The following is a 21,618-nucleotide window of genomic DNA, read 5'->3' on the forward strand; positions in this document are numbered from 1 at the left end:
AGTGAATAATTCTCTCTTGGAGGCAGAAGTTCGCCTCCGATTCACATGGAGAGATAACCTTGAAAAACCTTTCACTTGCCTTAGCGATTCTACTGACCCTTAGCGGCTGCCAAGCGACTCAACGACAGAATGCCACCACTGGCGAAGCCGAAACCAATTCCGCGACCAAAGGCGCACTACTTGGGGCTCTCGCTGGCGCCGTTGCAGGCGCAGCCAGTGGCGATAAAGATGACCGTGGAAAACGGGCACTGATTGGCGCGGCAGGCGGTGCAGCTATCGGCGGTGGTGTCGGCTACTATTTTGATCAACAAGAGAAAGCACTTCGTCAAGCCTTGCTCAACTCAGGGGTTCAGGTCGAGCGCGTTGGCGAAAATCAACTGCTGCTGCGTTTGGAAAATGGCATCGGCTTTAGCTCAGGGTCGTACAACCTGGACGCTTCCATCCACAACACACTGCAAGGCGTCGCACGCGTTTTGGTTGAGTATCCGGACACCAGTTTAGTAATAGATGGCTATACCGACAGCACGGGCAGCGATTCATCCAACCAAATTTTGTCTGAACGCCGCGCTGAATCTGTGCGTGCTTTCTTAGTTTCGCAAAACGTGGCTGCTGGCCGAGCGATTGCACGCGGAAACGGCGAACGTTATCCACTTTGCACCAATAGCACTGCGGAAGGCCGGGCCTGTAACCGCCGAGTAGAAATTCAGATCCTGCCCTTAAAATAGCGCGAACTGGCCAATATGAACGGCCGTGTTTACTGCTGATTTCAATTCAGGTTCCGTCTATACTTGGCACTGAACCTGAATTTAAGAGACTCAACTTTGCGCAATAATCTTTTGATTCTTATCGGACTTCTCTTGTCCACTTCGGCATTCGGCCAATCAGTGCAACAGTTAACCGAACAAGCCAATCAAAGAGATCCTAACGCGCAATACCAGTTGTCACTTGAGTTGGCCAAGGAAGACGGCGAGGCGGCCAAAGCCGATGCTTTTTATTGGTTGCAACAATCGGCACAACTGGGCTATGAGCCCGCACAAATCAAGTTAGCTCAAGCCTACGAAAGCGGTATCGGCACACAAGTCGATCTTAAACTTGCTGCCAATTGGTATTGGCAAGTGGCTGTACAAGGTAATCTGGACGCGCAAATCAAATTAGGGACACTGTTTGAAGAGCAAGGCTCTCTCTTTTCACAACTTGATATCGCCCAGTTCTGGTTTGGAATTGCATCCAAGCATTCTGCCGAAGCGGAAGACGCTTACAATCGCATTCTAGAAATCAAATTTAATGCCATGCGCGCCAAGCAGGTTTCTGCCATTTCACAGTTGGATTCGGCATTGAAGGCTCAAACGCAACCACTAGAAACAGGACTAGAAACTTCTGCTGCAACCACCGCTCCGCCCTCGCCTATTTACACCGACTGGTTCTCCATCAGCGTCATTTTGTTACTCGCGCTCTCTTTTAGTAGCGTCATGTTCTACGGTCGCCGTAAAAAAGTGTCGCGGGAAACGACGCAACTGCTTGAACTGGAAAGTGAGCTCAAAAGGCAACGCTATAGTAACAAACAGCTCAAGCGGCAGCTGGAAAAAGTCTTTAGCGAATACAAAAAGGTGCAAAGCCAAGCTGGAAAGCAGAAACTCTCTCTGGCGTGTGCAATGTTTGGTTATTCGCCGAGTGCCATTCCCGATGAAAAATCCATCAAGATTCGCTTTCGCCAATTGTCTCGTCTCTATCATCCTGACGCCCGTGGCAGTGAAGAAGAAATGAAACGTCTGAATGGCGCATTAAAAGTTCTGCTGAAAAATGTTGCAGAGTCGTAAACATAATTCGTATTTCTTCGCTCAATTCGACTGTTTCACCTTATTAATAAAGGATCGCAATCGATCTCTCTCTCATTTTTTATTAACAGATATTTAACGCAGTAACGATATTTATGGCATAATGTGCCTCGAAAATGACACCAGCATAACAAGAAGCCTGGTGAGGAGAAGCAGCATGTTTAATATTGAAGGCACCTGCGATTGGTGCAAGAGACCAAGATTGTTGACACGCCACGATTATCTGGATGGCAAATCCAACCATTCTTGTGAAGAGTGTCACGACATCGCCAAGATTGACGTCCGTCTGTTTAACCTTGGTGAGCAGCAAATGCGTGACCGTCAGGCGCGAGCCTGCTAAGACACGAAGTCACGCACAAGAACGGATTCCTTAAGCACCCTACGGGGTGCTTTTCTTTTACCTATGGTTATTGCTCCACACGAATCCCCTGCCAACCTTACTGAGCAACACTGTATACCCCTGTATAAATCGCCAGTCTCCCGTGAGAGATGCATCACAAAACATCACACTCTCCCAAACACCAGAAATCCAAAAATATCAAATATAAAACAATAACTTAATTAAATTCACTCTAACAAAAGAGACTCATGCATGGCGAAAAAGAGAGCAAATAAGTTGACGAACAGCGCGGGAAAAAATACTGTATACACATACAGTATGTATATAGGAACAGTAAAATGCAGATTCAAGGTCAAACTCGTACATATTCACATTTCAATGTTCTGGCACAACCGACTCAGCCAATCAATGCCTCGGCGCAGTTGTTGCAACAATTAGCTGCTCTGTCTCATCTCAATCAATGGATCTTATTTACCTCCGAGTGCCCACGCCCGGATCTTAGCCAACTCTCTGCGTCTAATATTTGCTGTAAAAATGTCATCCAGATGAAACCGTCCCACTCTCTCACTGAGACTGAAATTGTGATGAAAGCGATACGCTCTGGCAATGCTTCTGCGGTTGTCGCGTCTAGTCAGATTGACTTAGTCAACCAATCTCTGCTGCAGGAGATGGCAAAAGAGTTTGGCTGTGAAGTCTTTTTCGTTGAAGGCAGAGCAACACAGTATCATTAATAAATTCAACGTTATCCATTATGCATTTCGCCTTCTCTGTGAAGGCTTTTTAAATTTCGCCAAAGCGAGGCAAACGTTTGCTTTTCTTCTGGCGAGTTCAAATAGTTCTGGTATCATGCCCCGGTAATCGACGAATCTGATGGATTTTGTTATCCAATTCGTCTCCGCATGACGTTTGAAATTATAATAGGAATGTCAAAATGAGCCTCGCTGATCAAGTACTTGCCGTCAATGACGATCTGCCCATCCGCACCGATAAACCCGTTCACAGTGGAAAAGTTCGCTCTGTCTACTGGCTCACTGAGCAAGATAGTGCCCGCCTAATAAAAGAAAAAGGCTACAACGTTGCCCCTGATGCGCCTCTTGCCATCATGGTGATCAGCGATCGCATCTCCGCTTTCGATTGTATTTGGCACGGTGAATACGGGCTCAACGGTGTACCGGGTAAAGGGGCTGCATTGAACGCCATTTCTAATCATTGGTTTAGACTGTTTAAAGACAACGGATTGGCAGATAGCCACATTCTTGATATTCCACACCCGTTTGTTTGGATTGTGCAGAAAGCCAAGCCTGTGCGTATTGAAGCCATTTGTCGCAAATACATCACAGGTTCCATGTGGCGCGCATACGAAAAAGGCGAGCGTGAGTTTTGTGGTATTCAACTACCAGAAGGGTTAGGCAAAGACAAACCTCTGGACGAACTACTGATGACACCATCAACCAAAGGGATTTTAAAAGGAATTCCTGGCGTGCCTGAAGCCGATGATGTGAACATTACCAGACAAAATATTGCCGACAACTTTGCCGCATTTAACTTTTCCAGCGCTGACGACATTGCCACTTACGAAAAGCTGCTGAAAGAAGGTTTTGCTGTGATCAGTGATGCTCTAGCACAAGTAGGACAAATTTTTGTCGATACCAAATTCGAGTTTGGTTATGTGCAAGATGCGCAAGGCAACGAAAAGCTGATTTACATGGACGAAGTGGGCACACCTGATTCATCGCGTATTTGGGATAGCGAAGCGTATAAAGCCGGTAAAATTGTCGAAAACTCGAAAGAAGGTTTCAGACAGTTCCTGCTTAACTACTTTCCAGACCCTGATATTCTGCTCAACAAAGATCGTATGCCTGAGCGCGAAGCGCTAGCGCGTGACAACACCTTGCCAGAAGAGGCTTTACTGGCAGTATCTCGCACCTACATCGGCATCGCAGAGAAAATTACTGGTCAATCGATCACTTTAAGCGAGAATCCAAAACAAGAGATTATTGATATTCTTGCGCGTGATTACGACCTTATCGATTAAATGAATTCAATATAACAACGTCAGCGCCAACAGCCCGCCACCAAGCGGGCTGTTTTTTATCCCATTGCTGCATTTAAAGCGGTTAACTGCAGGGTTCTAGCTAAAATCTTTGAGATGAATGGTAAAAACATCCTGCTCGTAGCAGTTAATCACACTGTCACTACGGCTTTGAATAAAATCGATTTGTTTAGACTCCAATGCATAAGGCATCACCACGGTAAGCTCATCAATACCTTCCAGTTTCGCGAGGCGAAGTAGAGTCACCAGATTGGATTCATCGCTACGACGAGAAGACATCGCTTTTAGTGCCGCATCCCAAAGACGATCTTCTGGCTTGGCGAGTTCAGCAATGCTATCTTTCCACACCGTACTAAACACTGGCGCAAAGGTGGTCATCGCTTCTAAGAATGTCCATTTTTTGTTGCAAGAAGCCCCGAGAAAACTGGTGTAATCAAACTCAACATGCGTTTTTTCATTCTTTTCCATTTTGTCCCCCGACAGACTGTCAATACAGCCTATCCACTATTAGACAATTACTTTGATATAGCAATAGGATATAAAACAATCGTCTTTTATGCCCTTCTTTTAAGGAAAAAGGAAATATCAAAAGCAAATTCGTAACAATAACAGCACACATTCTATAACTATGCGCATCTGATTGATTAATATTTCAAGCTAGAAACAAATTGCGAACTAGAAAACTAGAAAACTAGAAAACTAGAAAACTAGAAAACTAGAAAACTAGAAAACCGAAATGTAAGCACTCATCGTTTGAGAAAGCCAATACTATTCCTATTTATCGGTTACTAGCGCACATCGACTATACGGCTCGCTTTACGATACTGGATTTTCCAACCTGAAAAGCGCGGCAACTCCCAACGTTTCGGATCGTCTTTGCGATTGCCGCCACAGTGGATCACCTGCACCAACTTACGCCCCGGGAAATATTCCACCTGCAATTGCAGATCAGATAAGGTCAACGATAATGGATACTGCTGTGTGAAATCGTCGTACTGCCAGTCTGGAATGCCCGTAAAAGGAAAGTCGGCGGCTTCAAACAGCGCCATCTCTTCTTGCGTATTCACCCCCAGTGCTTCTAACTGCTCGGCAAACCAAACATCAAAATTGACTTCTTTACGGTGAACTGAATTATCCTCATTCAGACCTAATGCACAAAAAAGTTTCCAATGTTCAATCTCTTGGCTGCGCTGGGTGTAAAATCCGTCCAGCAGTTGACCCGACTTCACCTGCGCGACAATCGCTTGGATCGCACTTTCACCTTGCGGCTGAACGAGCTTGCTAGCGACAACCCGTCCAGCGAATATTCGCTCCATCAAAACTTTCCCTTGCTCAGTCTGTAAGCGGCTTTCAGCCTGACGCCACTCCCCCAGATCGAGCTCATCAATCAAGGTTAGCGCCACGGGCATCATTACCGAAGCGAGATTGAGCGTCTGCTTAACGCCGCGACCGGGCAAAGAGTGGCTATCCAGCACCACTGCCGCTTGCGCCTTGTCCCCAAAGCGGCTCTGTTTGCCCACCAGCATCTCCATCTGGCCGTTACCAAGCGCCTCCTGCCTTTTGGCGCGGCGAACAAACAGCAGCTCTGGGTGTAACGTGGCGATTGCTTTTGCCAGCGCTTCCCGTTGATAGCGCGACGCAACCTCCAGTTCTGGTAACTCAAACAGCGCGCGCATTTGCTCTGCCAGCCCCATCGCCTCTGTCAGAGCTTGCTCATCGATGTTGACGCCGGGATAGCGTTTGCCACGTACTAGGCCAATCAATAACGTGACATCACACAAGTTCGGTTCTACAACATCAAGCTCTTGCGCTTGTTCGCCACCAGCGAGCTGATACAAGTTAGCGGGCACCGAGAGCGCGGCGGCAAGGTCAATCATCGCCTCTTTAAGCGCTTTGCTGGGCATACGTGTAACAAGGTCGGCGTACAGTGTGTCAATTGGCAGTGGGTTGAGTATCTTGCCGTGCTCTGTCACACGCCCGAGTTGATCGATGGCTTGCATGGTACGCAGTACTTCGCTGGCCTGACCAAGCGATTTTTCCGGCAACGGGTCGAGAAACGGCAACTCAGCCAATTGATAGCCACAACAGGCTGCAGCGAGCATCGGCTCGGTGAGCTCCTCACGTTGCAGCTCAGGCGGCGTAGCCAGTTCCATCGGCGCATGTTCGCCAAACAGTCTGACGCAGCGACCAGCCATCACTCGACCTGCGCGCCCCGCTCGCTGCGCCGCACTCGCTTTGGAAATGGTACTTAATACCAGCGCGGTTCTTCCGTTGCGTTGCACGTTACGCCGCTCTAAACCAGAATCGATCACGCAGGTGATGTTAGGAATGGTCAGCGAGGTTTCAGCCACATTGGTGGCAAGAACCACTTTTCGCAGCGGCTGGACGGTTAATGCTCGCTGTCTTTCTTCGTCACTCACACTGGCATGCAGCGTTACCACCATGATGTCAGTGAAGGCTTTTAGCGCCTGCGCCACTTGCGCTATCTCTTTTCGCCCGGGCAAAAACACTAAAATATCTTCCCCGCCTCGCGTCAGTTCATTGCCGATGGTCTCAACCACGGAGCGTTCTAGAAATTTCTTCTGCGGCAACTGCCTGCTCTCTTGCGCCAGATGCTGCACTTCGACCGGAAAGCAGCGCCCGTGAGAGACGATGCGCTGAGCCGCAAGATAGCTGACCAAGCGGTCTCCCGCCATGGTCGCTGACGTAACGATCAAACGATGCTCGCCGCGCACTTTCAGCATCGCGGTGAGTAAGTCCATATCCCAGCGGCGTTCATGAAATTCGTCAATCAAAACAATATCAAACGATTTTAGACCGTCCTCGGCAAACCAGCGCAGCGCCACGCCCGGTGTGACAAACACAATCGGTGTATTCTTTTCAAAAACCGCTTTGAGTTTTATCGCGTAGCCGACCTGTACACCGAGCGCTGAACCCGACTGCTGCGCTAGGTATTGCGCCAATGACGTGCAGGCGATGCGGCGCGGTTCTATCACCAACACCCGGCCATGTTCTGACGCCCACAATGGCAAACGCGTTGACTTTCCTGAGCCGGTTTCTGCCTCTACCACCAAATGAGAATGTAAAATTTTTGTTTCAAATTGTGATTTAACACTATCGATGGGCAGAGCAGTCATAACAAATTCGCCGTGTTTAATTTGGACTCGCATTATAGTCAAACAGGCAGGTAACAACAGGCTTAACGGCTAACAATTGCGTATTCCAATTGGTATCAATTGTTTTAAAAGGCGTTTTGGCTAGCGTGTAAACAATTTTGCCAACGAATGTTTTGATGTATATCAAGTCCTATTTACAACTAAACAGTGAAGCCGTTATCATTTTCGCCGTTTCCTCAAAACCCTACGTTAAGGCACCCAATGAATAACGATAAACGCCCACTTTACATCCCTTTCGCGGGCCCTGCGCTTCTCAGCACGCCATTACTCAACAAAGGAAGCGCATTTTCCAGTGAAGAACGCGTTTCTTTTAACCTTGAAGGTCTGCTTCCCGAAACCACAGAGACCATTCAGGAGCAAGTTGAACGTGCTTATATGCAGTACAAAGCGTTCGAAAGCGACATGGATAAGCACATCTACTTGCGTAACATTCAAGATACCAACGAAACGCTGTTCTACCGTTTGGTACAAAATCACATCACCGAAATGATGCCGATCATTTATACGCCAACGGTTGGCGCGGCGTGTGAAAACTTCTCCAATATCTATCGCCGTGGCCGAGGGCTGTTTGTCTCTTACGCCAACCGCGATCGCATCGATGACCTGCTCAACAATGCGTCTAACCATAACGCCAAGGTGATTGTTGTTACCGACGGTGAGCGTATTCTTGGCTTGGGTGACCAAGGGATCGGCGGGATGGGCATTCCTATCGGAAAACTTTCCCTCTACACCGCCTGTGGCGGCATCAGCCCGGCTTATACACTACCTATCGTGCTTGATGTCGGTACCAATAACCCACAACGTTTGGCAGACCCAATGTACATGGGCTGGCGTCATCCACGCATTACTGGCCCAGATTACGATGCGTTTATTGATGAATTCATGCAGGCAGTACATCGCCGCTGGCCGGATGCGCTGATCCAGTTTGAAGATTTTGCGCAGAAAAACGCCATGCCGCTGCTTGAGCGTTACAAAAATCGCGTCTGCTGTTTCAACGATGACATCCAAGGAACCGCTGCCGTTACAGTCGGTTCACTACTGGCGGCGTGTAAAGCGGCAGGTAGCAAGTTGTCAGAGCAGCGTATTACTTTCTTGGGTGCTGGATCTGCAGGCTGCGGCATTGCAGAAGCCATCATTGCGCAGATGGTATCGGAAGGCATTTCGGATGAGCAAGCGCGCTCGCAAGTATTCATGGTCGACCGTTGGGGCCTCTTGCAAGAAGGCATGCCAAATCTACTCGACTTCCAACAGCGTTTGGTGCAAAAGCACGCCGTCACTGGCGAGTGGCAATCGGAAGGAAACGGATTCTCTCTGTTTGATGTGGTGATGAACGCCAAACCGACGGTGCTGATCGGTGTCTCTGGTGCCCCCGGTCTGTTTACCCAAGAGATCATCGAAGAGATGCATAAGCACTGCCCGCGTCCAATTATCTTCCCGCTGTCAAACCCGACCAGCCGTGTGGAAGCAATTCCAGCTGATATTATTCGCTGGACCAAAGGTGAAGCGCTGGTGGCAACTGGCAGCCCGTTTGATCCTGTGATTCATGAAGGCAAAACCTACCCGATCGCCCAGTGCAACAACAGCTACATTTTCCCGGGTATTGGCCTTGGCGTGTTGGCGGTTAACGCGCGACGCGTCACTGACGAAATGCTGATGGAATCGAGCCGCGCGCTGGCGACCTGTTCGCCGTTGGCGATTCATGGTCGTGGCGCCCTGCTGCCACCACTGGAAGAGATCCATACGGTATCTAAACGCATCGCCTATGCGGTAGCGAAGAAAGCCATTGAACAAGGCGTCGCGTTGGAGATCGCCGACGATGCCCTGCAAGTGGCCATTGAACAGCATTTCTGGCAACCGGTCTATCGTCGTTACAAGCGTACCGCGTTCTAAGCCTCTCCCTTTCAGCCCTCGCATGCGAGGGCTTTTTCTTTGCCAATTTGTCGATTTTTACGAGGATAGGGCTTCATTGTCGGCTTTACTTTCCGTTATGATGTGAGTTCTCAATAACTTGGAGTGAAGAGCATTGGATCATCCGCTTTGCCAAACACACGCAAAACGTCGCTGGAAAAAACTGGCGCTGCTGGTGTTTGTGTTGCTGATCCTTTTTGCCGTCGCGGTTATCGCGGTTGACCGCTGGGTCAGCTATCAAGCGAGTGAACGCATCATCACCTCTTACGACCAAGTTCAGCCATTCGATGTTGCTGTGGTGCTTGGCACCAGCAAATACATCGGCAAGACACTCAACAGCTATTACACCCACCGAATTGAAGCTGCGATTGAACTCTATCGCTTAGACAAGGTGCAGTACTTTTTGCTCAGCGGTGACAACGCCCATCGTTCCTACAACGAACCTTGGACAATGAAACGCGATCTGCTCAAAGCGGGCGTACCTGAAAGCGTCATTCATCTCGACTATGCCGGTTTTCGCACGCTCGACTCGATTGTGCGGGCAAAAAAGATTTTTGTTTCCGAAAACTTTCTCATCATCACGCAACGCTTTCACTGTGAGCGCGCACTTCTTATCGCCAATGCATACCACATTAACGCGCAGTGCCTAGCGGTTGCTGGGCCTGACAATCCAGCGCAAACGTGGTCGGTGCGTATTCGAGAGATTTTTGCGCGCAGCAAAGCGTTGCTGGATCTTTACATTATTGATACTCAACCTCGTTTTCTTGGGCCTCAGCAGCCCATTCTGCGCGAAACAGACAATGGAGATGCGCCCCTGTCCGACACCATCCCTGCGGCCAATGGGTAGAAATCTACACCTTTTTATTCCAACACCTCACACTTTGTTGCTATTAAGTTAAAAGTCACCAACATAGATCGCACAACTCTCGTAACATCCGAGTAACACAAGTCAGATATTCGCCTCTGCAACAACCGTTCTCACCATGCCCAGCATTGTGCTGGGCTCAAGAGCGGTTGACAAAACAACAACACGCTACAGAGGCAGAGCAAAAGGAGCACTCTATGACTGCACTCGTCGTTACTCTAAGAAACTGGTTTTTTACCAGAAACAGCATGATATTCATCGCCAATATTTTGTTGTTCATCACTCTGCTGGAGACGCTACCGTTTGACCCCAAAGTGGTGATCGGTTTAAGCATTCTCACTTTCGTCGCGGTATTGTGGCTGACTGAAGCAATCCACGTCAGTATCACCGCTTTGTTGGTGCCGCTGCTGGCGATTTTCTCCGGCATTTTCGACACGCAAGCTGCGCTAAACAACTTTTCTAACTCGATCATTTTCTTGTTCTTAGGCGGTTTTGCTCTCGCAGCGGCACTACACAAGCAGAAACTTGACCAAACGATTGCGGATAAGGTGTTGCTGATTGCAGGCGGCAAAATGTCAACGGCGGTATTCATGCTGTTTGGTGTCAGCGCTGGTTTGTCGATGTGGATTTCGAACACCGCCACCACCGCAATGATGCTGCCTCTGGTTTTGGGCGTGATGAGCAAACTTGACCGCGAAAAAAGCCATAACACTTACCTGTTTGTGCTGCTGGGTATCGCCTACTGCGCATCAATTGGCGGGATCGCCACCATCGTCGGTAGCCCACCAAACGCCATCGCGGCAGCAGAAGTTGGCCTCGATTTCACTGGCTGGATGAAGCTCGGCATGCCGATCACCTTCTTGCTACTGCCAATCGCGCTAATCGTTCTCTACAGCATGACCAAGCCGAACCTCAAGCACTCATTTGAGCTAGACCACAAACCCGTTGAGTGGACCAATGGCAAGTTGATCACCCTAGCGATCTTCTTAGTCACGGTCACTCTGTGGATCTTCTCTAAACCGATTAACGGTATGCTCGGTGGCTTTAAAAGCTTCGATACACTGGTTGCCATCGGCGCCATCTTAGCGCTCGGCGTTTCTCGCGCGGTTGAGTGGAAAGATATCGAAAAAACCACCGATTGGGGCGTTCTGATCCTATTTGGCGGCGGTATCTGCTTGAGTAATGTGCTGAAAACAACTGGCACCAGCGTCTTCCTCGCTCAAGGGCTCAGTGCTTTCCTTGACCAAGCGGGCATGCTGCTGACTATCTTAGCGGTGGTGACTTTTGTGGTATTCTTAACCGAATTTGCCAGTAACACCGCCAGTGCGGCGCTGCTTGTTCCTGTGTTTGCCACCATCGCGGAAGCGCTAGGAATTTCGCCAGTGATCCTTTCCGCGTTGATTGCGATTTCAGCTTCCTGTGCATTTATGCTACCAGTGGCGACGCCACCTAATGCGATTGTGTTTGCCACCGGGCACATCAAGCAGAGTGAAATGATGCGTATTGGTATGGTGCTCAACATCGCCTGTATTGCCGCGCTCACTCTCTTCGCCGCGATTTTTTGGTAATCGATTCCACACTGCAGAGACGCAAATCCGTCTAGGATGACGTATTTAGAGCTAGCCCTTTCCCCCGGGGCAATCTGCAGACCCTGTTAGGTGGCCACCAAGTGCCACCTTTTTTTAATTTATTTTCAACGCAGCATTTATGCAGAGGCGGCGGTATTGCCGTAGTTCACTTCAACCCGATTACGCCCGCGGTGCTTGGCCTGATATAAAGCTTCATCCGCACGCGCCATTACCTCAGTTACCCGCTCTGCGCCCATTTCCGCCACACCAATACTGCACGTCAGCAGTCCACCATGTAACCAAATATGCTGAGCAATGTGACGACGTAGGCGCTCCGCCTTTTCACTCGCTTGATGCAAATGGGTCCCTGGGCAAAACACGACAAACTCTTCCCCGCCCCAGCGGACTAACCGTTCATCCCCTTCAAGCAAACTGGCGACCACCATGACAAACTCACGGAGAATGTCATCCCCCATCTGATGGCCATAGCGGTCGTTGATGTGCTTGAATTTATCGAGATCGAGATAGAGCAGCGACAAAGACTCTTGCCCCCAACGCACTTGCCGAGCGGTTTGATTGAGCCAATCACGCACCGCATGACGGTTCATCGCTCCGGTCAAAGCATCACGATGCGCCAGCTCAGCAAACTCATAGTTTTGCGCACGTAAATCGGCGTTGAGCTTTTTCAAGTGCAATTGACGCGCGCGCACCTCACGAAAGGCTCGTTTGCTTTTATGCAGTTCATTGAGTGAAAACGCCAAGCCGAGCAACACCCAAGAAAAAAGCAACGTGGTAAGCAGTGTCTCTTTAGCAAGATAAGCGCCTTCAAATTCGATGCTTTCGACTTGCAGATGGTGATTGCCCAAAGGTGCCCCCGAGCCCGTCGCTAAGTCGATGCGTACAATGTTGCTGAACTCTGGCCCCGACTCGGCAATCGGAATTTTGTTGTCGGACAGCCACCAGCTCATCACTTGCAAGTTAGCCAGAGGAATTTCAATCGTCTGGGCGCCTTGCGCGACGCTAAACTCCACTCCGTTGTATTTATAGCTGTACTCTTTTTCTGCTACCGAATAACTCGGATTGAAGTTGCGCAAATAAAAACGCAGTCGAGGCTCGCTACTCTCAGGTGCTTCATAGCGAAGGCGCAGTCTGACTGTATGATAGTTGGAAAGATCAAGACCCTGCGTTTTTGTCACCGTATCGGTGTGAATGGAAATACCACAGTAAGGCCACAGGTAGTTTTCCAGTTTGAGTTGACATTGCAGATCGAGGGCTTGGTTTTGGGTGTGCATTTCCGACTGACTGACTCCCCCATCGAGGCGATCATCATTGGAATAAAAAGCGAATTGTTCTGGCGTGACGAGTAACACGCGTGTATCGCCTAGCGCCCGATAGAGCAAAAACAGCGCGATGGTACAGATTGCCAAAGCGAATACCAGTTTAGGGATCGATTTCATCATTGCTCTCCACACAGTCCCAGACAAAAGTGCTGGAACAACAGAAGTTTTAAATGCAAACCTTTTTTTAGGTTTTTATTGTTATTCTTAATTTCGTTACATCTTATCTCAATCGCTAATGTGATATTAGTTCAGAAATGGCCAAGTCTGCATAAAAGCGCACAATTGCGACATAGTTCACGTCGCAAAATAAGCATGCAATCACATAGCACACCAGTGGGCTCCCACTTACCTATCGGTCAAAGACAAGGCGTTTGCAAACCGAATACGGCAAAAGCTGCCCACAGCCGCTATCAGCCCTGATATACTGCGAAAAAAGCAAAACAATGAGTAATGTCATGTCAATACAAATCACTGGCACGCTGGATAAACTGCGTGCTTCGCTCGACGGCGTTGTGTCGTATCGCCTCCCGGTCGGAGAAGAGGAAGTTGAACTCAACCGCCTGATTGGCCAGCCCATCCGCCTTACTTATACGGGCAATATTTTTTGTAGTTCATGCGGCAAAAAGACCAAGAAAAGCTACGCACAAGGCCACTGCTACGTCTGTATGAGCAAACTGGCCAGCTGCGATATGTGTATTATGAAGCCCGAAACCTGCCATTACGCGGCGGGCACTTGTCGCGAGCCTGAGTGGGCACAGAGCCACTGCATGGTGGATCACTTCGTTTATCTTTCTAACACCTCCAGCCTCAAAGTGGGCATCACACGTCATACGCAAATTCCGACCCGTTGGATTGATCAAGGGGCGACACAAGGCTTGCCAATATTGAAGGTAAAAACTCGTCATATTTCCGGTTTGCTTGAAGTGGAACTGGCGAAACACATCGCCGATAAAACCAACTGGCGGGCCCTTCTTAAAGGTGATGGCCAACCGCTCGATCTCGTAGAGCAAGCCAACGTATTGTTGCCACTGCTGGAAGAGAAAATCGCTCAAGTAAAAGCCGAGTTTGGTGAAGAGAGCGTTGAAGTCGTGCATGACAGCTTGACCTCACTGGCGTACCCGGTTGAGCACTACCCAACCAAGATCACGTCGCACAACTTTGATAAAGAGCCACAAGTGAGCGGCGTTTTGCAGGGAATTAAAGGGCAATACCTGATTTTAGATACTGGCGTTATCAATATTCGCAAGTTCACATCTTACGAAGTGGAATTCGAAGGCTAGACATTGCCTAAATGATAATCGCCGCAATGACAGAAAGAGCCCGCACTTGGCGGGCTCTGAGTTCTCATGTAACTAGGGTCTGTTGACCTTTTGAGATGATTTTTGCAGCAGTTTGTGGGTTCTTTGTGCAAGGCAGAGGCTTTGAATTGTAGGGGCCTACATGATAAGCCGATAACGCAGCAAAAAGGAGCCACAAACGCTGCCCGAAGGGTTCGAGCTAGGCGCCCCCGCAAAAAGCGTTTTACTCTTTGTTGAGAGGTGTTTTGCTTAGAATGACTAGGCTACAAACCTCTCGCCGCGATTAAAACGCTTTTATCTCGAACAAAATTTAACCGCAAAAGGTCAACAGACCCTAGAGTGACTACTGATCGAGAATACTTTCCAACACGTTAAACAGCAGATCGATCTCTTCAACGGTGTTGTAGTGCATACAACCAATGCGGATCACGCCACCGCTCTCCTCTAGACCAAGCTGACGAACCAAACCCAAGGCGTAGAAGTGGCCATTCCACACACAAATGTTGTGCTCACCCAAGGTCTTGGCGATAAAACCCGGTGGATATTGCGCAAAACGCACTGCAAACGTCGGAGTACGTTTGTCACTGGCACTGTCGTTGATGCCGTATAAGGTCGCGCCATCTAACGCACTTAAACGCTGTAAAAAGTGCTGGCTGAGGCGCTCTTCATGCAGATTGTATTGTGCGTAGCTCTGCACTAAACGCTGGCGCAGCGGCAGATGCGCTTCGCCAAACTGCGCCAGATACTCCGCCGCCGCCGTCACACCCGCCAAGCCTTCAAAACTCTGGGTGCCCGTTTCAAAACGGCCAGGGCCAACATTGGTGGCAGGTTCCACTTTATAAGGTTGTAGTGATTGCAGCCAAGGTTCTGCGACAAACGCGATGCCAACGTGCGGGCCGAAGAACTTGTACGCCGAGCAAGCAAGGAAATCACAGCCAAGTGCCTGCACATCGACCAAGTGGTGCGGCAGATAATGCACCGCATCCACGTAAACCTGCGCGCCCACCGCATGTGCCAACTCTACCACCCGCTTGACATCCACAATCGAACCCGTGGTATTTGAGGCATAAGTAACTGCCACCAACCGCGTTTTCGCATTGATCAATTGCTCAAGATGCGCCATATCCAGCGTGCAGTCTGACTCGTTGACTCGCACTTGATGCACAATGGCCCCTTTATCTTGCGCCGCTTGCTGCCAGCTCGAGACATTGGAGTAGTGATCCAATGCGGTGACAATCACTTCGTCGCCCGCCTGCCAGTCACGGCTGATGGCACGGCTCAATTGGAAAGTCAGCGAAGTCATGTTCGCACCAAACACAATGTTGTCGGAACTGGGGGCATTGAGCAACGCTTGCGCGGAACGGCGCGCCTGCGCCATGACATCCACCGTGATCTGGCTAGAAAAATAGTGCCCGCCTAAGTTGGAGTTGTAATGACCCAGATAGCCGATCATCGCATCCAGCACCGATTGCGGCACTTGAGAGCCGCCTGGACCATCAAAGAAGGTCACCGGTTTATCATTATGGTACTGATGCAACGCGGAAAACTGTCCGCGCACTTGTTCAAGATTGAAGTTCATGCAGAGCCCCTTTGGCAGTCAACACAAACACGTCCATATACCCTTCCTGAGCATTTTCCAGAGCGCGGATCGGTTTGGCGTTGTGCCACAACTTGCTGTCTGCCAGCATGGCTACTTCGCCATTTTCTAGCACTTTTCTAAAGAAAGGCTCGGAGTGGAAGTCGCTATACAGCAGAATATCACCGCCTTCGATGTTATTACGGCCGATGCCGACAATAGCGATGTGATCAAAACCATCTTGATGCACCCCTTCCGGCGCCACTTCGGTTTGGTCGTAAATGGCGGTGATACGGATCTGATGGATCTCAATTTCTTGCCCATCACGCAGATTATTTTTATGGGCAAAGAGCTGACACATTTCGCGGAAACCTTCACTGTGCAACGTATGTGATTCGATCGGTTCGAACTGCCTTGTCACATCGCCTTGAAAACGGTTGATATCCGAACTCTGCACAAAGTTATTTTTCTGCAGATCGATCAACTTTCCTTGCTTCATCTGCACCACGGAATAGCGACGCAGACGGTACTTCCCATCAGCATGTTCCGTATGTGGCAAGGTCGCGAACGAAGGAGAGAGTTGTTCGATCGCTTGGCGGCTCAGTTGGGTTAAATGTAAAGTGTTCTCGTGCGAATGTAGCATCATTCACTCCTTTGATAGATACATTTGTTGTTATGTTTGTTAACAATAAATTCACATCTAGGATACGAACAAATATCGCCAAAGCAACGTTTGACCACAAATAATTTCAATATATTTGTATATTCCACATATGATTCCATGATAATTTCAAATGCCAGTTTAATAACCCAAGCTGAGCACTTGGCCGATTCCAAAAGCAGTGAAGTTCACTAACATTGAAAATAAAGCTAATATTTTCATGATATTAAGCTCAATTCTTCACAATAAGGGGTCTTTTATCACGTTAGCTCATCGAAAAAATAGAACGCCCGCGCTAAAGCACAAACTTAGCTATAACCTATAACCAGAAATTCGTCACAGTGTGTGGCTTGCATCTTTTAATAGGCCAATATTTTCCATACAATCAGGCAAATTTATCTGCCCGATAGGGAGTCGAAATGAGCGACGTAAAACACTGTAAATTATTAATTCTTGGGTCTGGTCCTGCGGGGTACACCGCCGCGGTTTACGCAGCTCGAGCCAACTTAAACCCAGTGCTGATTACTGGGATGCAACAAGGTGGTCAGCTCACTACCACCACTGAAGTGGAAAACTGGCCGGGCGATGCGGAAGGCCTAACTGGCCCTGCTCTGATGGATCGCATGAAAGAGCATGCAGAACGCTTTGAAACTGAAATCATCTTTGATCACATTAACCAAGTTGAACTGACTTCTCGTCCATTTCGCCTTAAAGGCGACTCTGGCGAGTACACTTGTGATGCACTGATCATCTCAACGGGCGCATCAGCCAAATACCTAGGTATAGACTCAGAAGAAGCGTTTAAAGGTCGCGGCGTTTCAGCTTGTGCCACCTGTGACGGTTTCTTCTACCGTAATCAAAAAGTTGCGGTGGTTGGCGGCGGCAATACCGCGGTTGAAGAAGCACTTTATCTGTCAAACATCGCGGCCGAAGTGCATCTTATCCACCGTCGTGATTCCTTCCGCGCAGAGAAAATCCTCATCAATCGTCTGATGGACAAAGTGCAAAATGGCAATATCGTGTTGCATACTGACCGCGTGTTGGATGAAGTGCTCGGCGATGAGATGGGTGTCACGGGCGTGCGCATCAAAAACGTTCACTCTGACGAGTTCGAAGAAATTGACGTCATGGGCACGTTTATCGCTATCGGCCACCAGCCAAACACGCAGATTTTCCAAGATCAGCTTGAGATGAAAGATGGTTATATCGTGGTGAAATCAGGGTTAGAAGGTAACGCGACCCAAACCAGCATCGAAGGTGTGTTTGCCGCTGGCGATGTGATGGATCACAACTATCGTCAAGCCATCACCTCAGCAGGCACTGGATGTATGGCGGCGCTGGATGCAGAGCGCTACCTTGATTCGCTGAACGATAAATAACTTTTCACATTTGTGTCATAACCTTAGAGCCCGGCAGTGTTCCTGCCGGGCTTTCTTTTGTATACTTGGCCTCCTCGAAATAAAACAATTCTCATTAAGCCTTCACGATGGATAAAAAGAAACAACGCAGCTTGAACAAGTGGCTCAAGCAGCAGAGTAAACTGGCCAAGCGCTGGTTGATGATTGCTGTTGGCCTAGGCGTATTGTCGAGCGTGTTTTTGTTGGCCCAAGCCGCTTTGCTCGCCACCATTCTTCATCAGCTCATCATAGAGCAAGTCGATAAGTCGCAACTGCTGCCGCAGTTTCTCGGCCTAGTGGCACTCATCGCACTGCGAGCCCTGTGTTCGTGGGGACGCGAGATCGCAGGTTACCGTTGTGGTGAGCAGATCCGTATTTACATTCGCCAACTGATCCTCGATAAACTGCGCGAACTTGGCCCCGCCTACATCAAAGGTAAACCTGCTGGCGCGTGGGCAACCTTAGTGCTTGAGCAAGTCGAAAACATGCAGGACTTCTTCGCTCGCTATTTGCCGCAAATGTCACTGGCGGTGCTGGTGCCTTTCGTCATTTTGGCGGTGGTCTTTCCAGTCAACTGGGCCGCAGGGCTGATCTTTTTGATCACAGCGCCATTGGTGCCGCTCTTTATGGCCATGGTGGGAATGAAAGCCGCCGACGCCAGTCGCAAAAACTTCAAAGCGCTGCAACGTCTCTCGGGCCATTTTTATGATCGTTTGCAAGCAATGACCACAATACGCCTTTTTGACCGTACCCAAGCGGAAACGGAAATCATGCGCGGTGCGTCAGAAGTGTTTCGCAGCCGCACCATGGACGTGCTGCGTATCGCATTTCTCTCTTCGGCAGTGCTGGAGTTTTTCACCTCCATCTCTATCGCGTTAACTGCGGTCTACTTTGGTTTTGCCTTTATTGGCGAACTCAACTTTGGTGATTACGGCGCTGGCGTCACGCTGTTCGCGGGGTTGTTTATCCTTATCCTCGCGCCGGAGTTCTATCAGCCACTGCGCGATCTCGGTACCTTCTATCACGCCAAGCAGCAAGCAGTTGGCGCAGCTGAAAGCATCGTTGACTTTCTCGAAACAGAAGCGAGCAGTGTACGCTCAGGGGACAAAAGCTTTGACCATCGCCAAGCAATTGAGATCGTCGCTCACGATCTAGAGGTGTTTTCACCACAAGGAGAGCGCTTAGTTGGTCCAATTAGCTTTTCCCTCTACGCCAATCAAACCACGGCATTGGTGGGCCCAAGCGGCGCAGGCAAAACCAGTTTAATCAATGCGATTCTGGGCTTTTTGCCTTATCAAGGCTCACTGACTATCAACGGTATTGAGCGTAGCGAGCTTGATTTAGCAAGCTGGCGCAAACAGATCAGTTGGGTCGGACAAAACCCGCTGCTGCTGCACGGCTCGATTCGCGACAACATCACGCTCGGCAAAGAGCAAGTAAGCGAAACCCAGCTGCGCTCCGCGCTGGAACAATCGTTCTCAGCCGAGTTTGTTGATCAGCACGGGTTGGATTACCTCATCACCGACCGCTCCGGTGGTCTTTCTGTCGGGCAAGCACAACGATTGGCACTGGCTCGAGCGATGGTGCAAAACGGCGCTTTCTGGCTTTTAGACGAACCAACCGCCAGCTTAGATGCACGCAGTGAACGGCTAGTGATGCAAGGCCTTGCCAGCCAAACTCAAGGGAAAACCACCTTGATGGTGACACACCAGTTGACGCCGTTACAGCACGTTGAACAGATCCTAGTGATGCAAAACGGCCAAGTGGTTCAGTCCGGTGGTTATCAGGAGCTCGCAGAGCAAGCGGGCTTATTCCAACAGATGCTTAACGCCAATCAAGCACTTCATCAAACCAACAAGGGGAATCTTGATGCGTGATTTAGTTCCCTACCTGAAACTGTATAAGAAACATTGGTTCGGCCTCTCACTCGGGATGTTGCTGGCCTTTTTGACCCTGTGTGCCTCCATCGGCCTGTTGACGCTTTCTGGTTGGTTTCTCTCCGCTGCTGGCATTGCCGGCTTGACCATCGCACGGGAAACCTTCAACTACATGTTGCCCGGTGCGTTTGTACGCGGCTTTGCCATGGGACGTACTGCTGGGCGCTGGGGCGAGCGCGTTGTTAGCCACAATGCAACCTTTAAGCTTTTGACTGACTTGAGAATTTTCTTTTTCTCCAAGCTGGCACCGCTTATCCCCGGCCGCATATCTAACCTGCGTGATGCTGATCTGCTCAACCGCTTAGTGGCCGATATCGATTCGATGGATCATGTCTATCTGCGCCTTATCAGCCCTATGGTAGTGGGTACGCTGGGCATTGCTGGCCTCACTGCAGTGCTGTGCTGGTTTGATATGACACTCGGCCTCACGCTAGGGGCCATTTTGCTGGCGCTACTGCTTTGCTGGCCAGTGCTGTTTTACAAGCTGGGTAAACGCAACGGCGCAGAACTTACCCAACATCGCGCGCAATTACGTATCGCCGCGCTCGACTGGTTACAAGGTTACAGCGAGCTGACACTGTTTGGCGCAGAAACACGTTATCGCACCGCCATTGGCGAGGCGCAGCAACGCTTGATGCGCAATCAGTACTTCAACGCCCATTTTTCAGGCTTAGCTCAAGCACTTTTGATGCTGGCCAATGGCTGGACGCTGGTTCTGATGCTTTGGTTAGCCGCCGATGGGGTTGGTGGCAATCCACCTGATCCGATGATCGCCCTAGTGGCGTTTGCCACCATGGCGAGCGTGGAACTGCTAATGCCGATTGCGGGCGCGTTTCAACACCTTGGTCAGACGCTTTCATCCGCGCGCAGGCTCAACGAAGTGATCTTGTCGGAACCGGAAGTACGCTTCCCTGCCAAGCCAGTGGCGCACAGCGGCGAGTTCTCGATTGCCTACAACAATGTATCATTCCGCTATCCAGACAGTGAAAAAATGGCGCTGCAAAACGTCAATCTGTCTATCCCAGCAGGTTCAAGAATCGCGATTGTTGGGCAAACGGGTTCGGGCAAGTCGACGCTCCTTCAGCTTCTCAATCGCTATTGGGATGTGCAGAGCGGTTCGATTGAAATCGCCGGTCAACCGTTAACGCAATGGAATGAAAGCCAGCTTCGTCAAACCTTGAGCGTGGTGAGTCAGCGGGTTGACATTTTAAATGGCAGCTTGCGTGATAACCTTTTGATGGCCTCTCCGCAGGCCAGTGACGAGACCATCAGCCAAGTACTAAACGAAGTGGGACTTGGTACCCTCCTCGACCACGACGGCTTAAATGCGTGGCTCGGTGATGGTGGCCGCCAGCTTTCCGGTGGTGAGAAGCGCCGTATTGGCATCGCTCGCGCCTTGCTGCACGATGCGCCGATCTTACTGCTCGACGAACCGACGGAAGGCTTGGATAAGCAAACCGAACAGCAGATCATGCAGTTGTTCGCCAGCCACTTTGCTGGCAAGACCGTCGTTTTCATTACGCACCGTTTGGTCAACTTAGACCAGATGGACAGCATCTGTTTGATTGAACAGGGTGAAGTGGTCGAACACGGCAGCCATAGTGAGTTACTGGCCAAGCAAGGCCGCTACTATCAACTGGCACAATCTCTTTAAAGGTCAACAA

At 49.7% G+C, this 21,618-nt stretch carries 17 protein-coding genes; 12 read left to right on the plus strand and 5 right to left on the minus strand.

Translation table 11 applies throughout. The features are described from left to right. Window positions 1-59 precede the first annotated feature (59 nt). From EA26_RS14700 to EA26_RS14720, 5 genes are all read left to right on the plus strand, one after another. A complete protein-coding gene (locus EA26_RS14700; RefSeq protein ID WP_039429451.1) occupies window positions 60-725 on the plus strand; it encodes a YiaD family glycine zipper/OmpA-like lipoprotein in 666 nt (221 codons plus the stop codon). A gap of 96 nt (window positions 726-821) precedes the next feature. Next, the gene (locus tag EA26_RS14705; RefSeq protein ID WP_039429453.1) at window positions 822-1,817 is read left to right on the plus strand and encodes a tetratricopeptide repeat protein; all 996 of its coding nucleotides are present in this window, start codon (window positions 822-824) and stop codon (window positions 1,815-1,817) included. A 175-nt stretch (window positions 1,818-1,992) separates the two neighbouring features. Then, on the plus strand, window positions 1,993-2,175 hold the full coding sequence (locus EA26_RS14710; RefSeq protein WP_039429456.1) for a hypothetical protein: 183 nt from the start codon (window positions 1,993-1,995) through the stop codon (window positions 2,173-2,175). A gap of 338 nt (window positions 2,176-2,513) precedes the next feature. Further along, the gene (locus EA26_RS14715) at window positions 2,514-2,906 is read left to right on the plus strand and encodes a SulA-like leucine-rich domain-containing protein (protein ID WP_039429459.1); all 393 of its coding nucleotides are present in this window, start codon (window positions 2,514-2,516) and stop codon (window positions 2,904-2,906) included. A gap of 200 nt (window positions 2,907-3,106) precedes the next feature. After that, window positions 3,107-4,210: a phosphoribosylaminoimidazolesuccinocarboxamide synthase gene (locus EA26_RS14720; protein ID WP_039429461.1), complete on the plus strand. Its 1,104-nt coding sequence runs from the start codon at window positions 3,107-3,109 to the stop codon at window positions 4,208-4,210. Window positions 4,211-4,306: 96 nt separating this feature from the next. Here EA26_RS14720 and EA26_RS14725 read toward each other — a convergent pair whose 3' ends face one another. Together EA26_RS14725 and EA26_RS14730 are read right to left on the minus strand one after the other, a co-directional pair. Further along, window positions 4,307-4,696: a hypothetical protein gene (locus tag EA26_RS14725; RefSeq protein WP_039429463.1), complete on the minus strand. Its 390-nt coding sequence runs from the start codon at window positions 4,694-4,696 to the stop codon at window positions 4,307-4,309. A 320-nt stretch (window positions 4,697-5,016) separates the two neighbouring features. After that, window positions 5,017-7,365, minus strand: a complete 2,349-nt coding sequence (locus EA26_RS14730) for a helicase-related protein (RefSeq protein ID WP_039429465.1) — start codon at window positions 7,363-7,365, stop codon at window positions 5,017-5,019. 240 nt (window positions 7,366-7,605) lie between these two features. Between EA26_RS14730 and EA26_RS14735 the strand changes: the two genes are divergently transcribed. From EA26_RS14735 to EA26_RS14745, 3 genes are all read left to right on the plus strand, one after another. After that, the gene (locus EA26_RS14735) at window positions 7,606-9,294 is read left to right on the plus strand and encodes an NAD-dependent malic enzyme (protein ID WP_039429466.1); all 1,689 of its coding nucleotides are present in this window, start codon (window positions 7,606-7,608) and stop codon (window positions 9,292-9,294) included. Between the two features lie 187 nt (window positions 9,295-9,481). Next, entirely contained in the window at window positions 9,482-10,159 is a 678-nt protein-coding gene (locus EA26_RS14740; protein ID WP_039431556.1) for a SanA/YdcF family protein, read from the plus strand. A gap of 215 nt (window positions 10,160-10,374) precedes the next feature. After that, window positions 10,375-11,745: an SLC13 family permease gene (locus tag EA26_RS14745; RefSeq protein ID WP_039429468.1), complete on the plus strand. Its 1,371-nt coding sequence runs from the start codon at window positions 10,375-10,377 to the stop codon at window positions 11,743-11,745. A gap of 137 nt (window positions 11,746-11,882) precedes the next feature. Here EA26_RS14745 and EA26_RS14750 read toward each other — a convergent pair whose 3' ends face one another. Beyond that, window positions 11,883-13,202, minus strand: coding sequence for a diguanylate cyclase (locus tag EA26_RS14750; RefSeq protein ID WP_039429470.1), 1,320 nt, complete (start codon window positions 13,200-13,202; stop codon window positions 11,883-11,885). A gap of 338 nt (window positions 13,203-13,540) precedes the next feature. On the opposite strand from EA26_RS14750, the gene EA26_RS14755 reads away from it, so the two are divergent. Then, window positions 13,541-14,365, plus strand: coding sequence for a DUF2797 domain-containing protein (locus EA26_RS14755; protein ID WP_039429473.1), 825 nt, complete (start codon window positions 13,541-13,543; stop codon window positions 14,363-14,365). Window positions 14,366-14,726: 361 nt separating this feature from the next. Here EA26_RS14755 and EA26_RS14760 read toward each other — a convergent pair whose 3' ends face one another. Together EA26_RS14760 and EA26_RS14765 are read right to left on the minus strand one after the other, a co-directional pair. Continuing rightward, window positions 14,727-15,962 (minus strand): cysteine desulfurase-like protein, encoded by a 1,236-nt coding sequence (locus EA26_RS14760; RefSeq protein WP_039429476.1) that lies wholly within the window; start codon window positions 15,960-15,962, stop codon window positions 14,727-14,729. Next, window positions 15,946-16,605: a 2OG-Fe dioxygenase family protein gene (locus tag EA26_RS14765; RefSeq protein WP_039429478.1), complete on the minus strand. Its 660-nt coding sequence runs from the start codon at window positions 16,603-16,605 to the stop codon at window positions 15,946-15,948. Before EA26_RS14765 ends, EA26_RS14760 begins: the two co-directional genes overlap by 17 nt. A 434-nt stretch (window positions 16,606-17,039) precedes the next feature. Between EA26_RS14765 and trxB the strand changes: the two genes are divergently transcribed. The 3 genes from trxB to cydC all read left to right on the plus strand — a co-directional run bounded on the left by trxB (window position 17,040) and on the right by cydC (window position 21,608). After that, the gene (gene trxB, locus EA26_RS14770; protein ID WP_039429479.1) at window positions 17,040-17,999 is read left to right on the plus strand and encodes a thioredoxin-disulfide reductase; all 960 of its coding nucleotides are present in this window, start codon (window positions 17,040-17,042) and stop codon (window positions 17,997-17,999) included. A 107-nt stretch (window positions 18,000-18,106) separates the two neighbouring features. After that, entirely contained in the window at window positions 18,107-19,894 is a 1,788-nt protein-coding gene (gene cydD, locus EA26_RS14775; RefSeq protein WP_039429481.1) for a heme ABC transporter permease/ATP-binding protein CydD, read from the plus strand. Further along, on the plus strand, window positions 19,887-21,608 hold the full coding sequence (cydC, locus tag EA26_RS14780; RefSeq protein ID WP_039429483.1) for a heme ABC transporter ATP-binding protein/permease CydC: 1,722 nt from the start codon (window positions 19,887-19,889) through the stop codon (window positions 21,606-21,608). The genes cydD and cydC overlap by 8 nt, the downstream gene beginning before the upstream one ends. Window positions 21,609-21,618: the final 10 nt, after the last annotated feature.

Source organism: Vibrio navarrensis (assembly GCF_000764325.1).
GTDB classification, from domain to species: domain Bacteria; phylum Pseudomonadota; class Gammaproteobacteria; order Enterobacterales; family Vibrionaceae; genus Vibrio; species Vibrio navarrensis.

Coding starts and splice junctions, on each gene's coding strand:
- EA26_RS14745 (WP_039429468.1), top strand. CDS start 10,375: ATGACTGCACTCGTCGTTACTCTAAGAAACTGGTTTTTTACCAGAAAC.
- trxB (WP_039429479.1), top strand. CDS start 17,040: ATGAGCGACGTAAAACACTGTAAATTATTAATTCTTGGGTCTGGTCCT.
- EA26_RS14765 (WP_039429478.1), bottom strand. CDS start 16,605: ATGATGCTACATTCGCACGAGAACACTTTACATTTAACCCAACTGAGC.
- EA26_RS14725 (WP_039429463.1), bottom strand. CDS start 4,696: ATGGAAAAGAATGAAAAAACGCATGTTGAGTTTGATTACACCAGTTTT.
- EA26_RS14730 (WP_039429465.1), bottom strand. CDS start 7,365: ATGACTGCTCTGCCCATCGATAGTGTTAAATCACAATTTGAAACAAAA.
- EA26_RS14755 (WP_039429473.1), top strand. CDS start 13,541: ATGTCAATACAAATCACTGGCACGCTGGATAAACTGCGTGCTTCGCTC.
- EA26_RS14735 (WP_039429466.1), top strand. CDS start 7,606: ATGAATAACGATAAACGCCCACTTTACATCCCTTTCGCGGGCCCTGCG.
- cydD (WP_039429481.1), top strand. CDS start 18,107: ATGGATAAAAAGAAACAACGCAGCTTGAACAAGTGGCTCAAGCAGCAG.
- EA26_RS14760 (WP_039429476.1), bottom strand. CDS start 15,962: ATGAACTTCAATCTTGAACAAGTGCGCGGACAGTTTTCCGCGTTGCAT.
- EA26_RS14715 (WP_039429459.1), top strand. CDS start 2,514: ATGCAGATTCAAGGTCAAACTCGTACATATTCACATTTCAATGTTCTG.
- EA26_RS14710 (WP_039429456.1), top strand. CDS start 1,993: ATGTTTAATATTGAAGGCACCTGCGATTGGTGCAAGAGACCAAGATTG.
- cydC (WP_039429483.1), top strand. CDS start 19,887: ATGCGTGATTTAGTTCCCTACCTGAAACTGTATAAGAAACATTGGTTC.
- EA26_RS14720 (WP_039429461.1), top strand. CDS start 3,107: ATGAGCCTCGCTGATCAAGTACTTGCCGTCAATGACGATCTGCCCATC.
- EA26_RS14750 (WP_039429470.1), bottom strand. CDS start 13,202: ATGAAATCGATCCCTAAACTGGTATTCGCTTTGGCAATCTGTACCATC.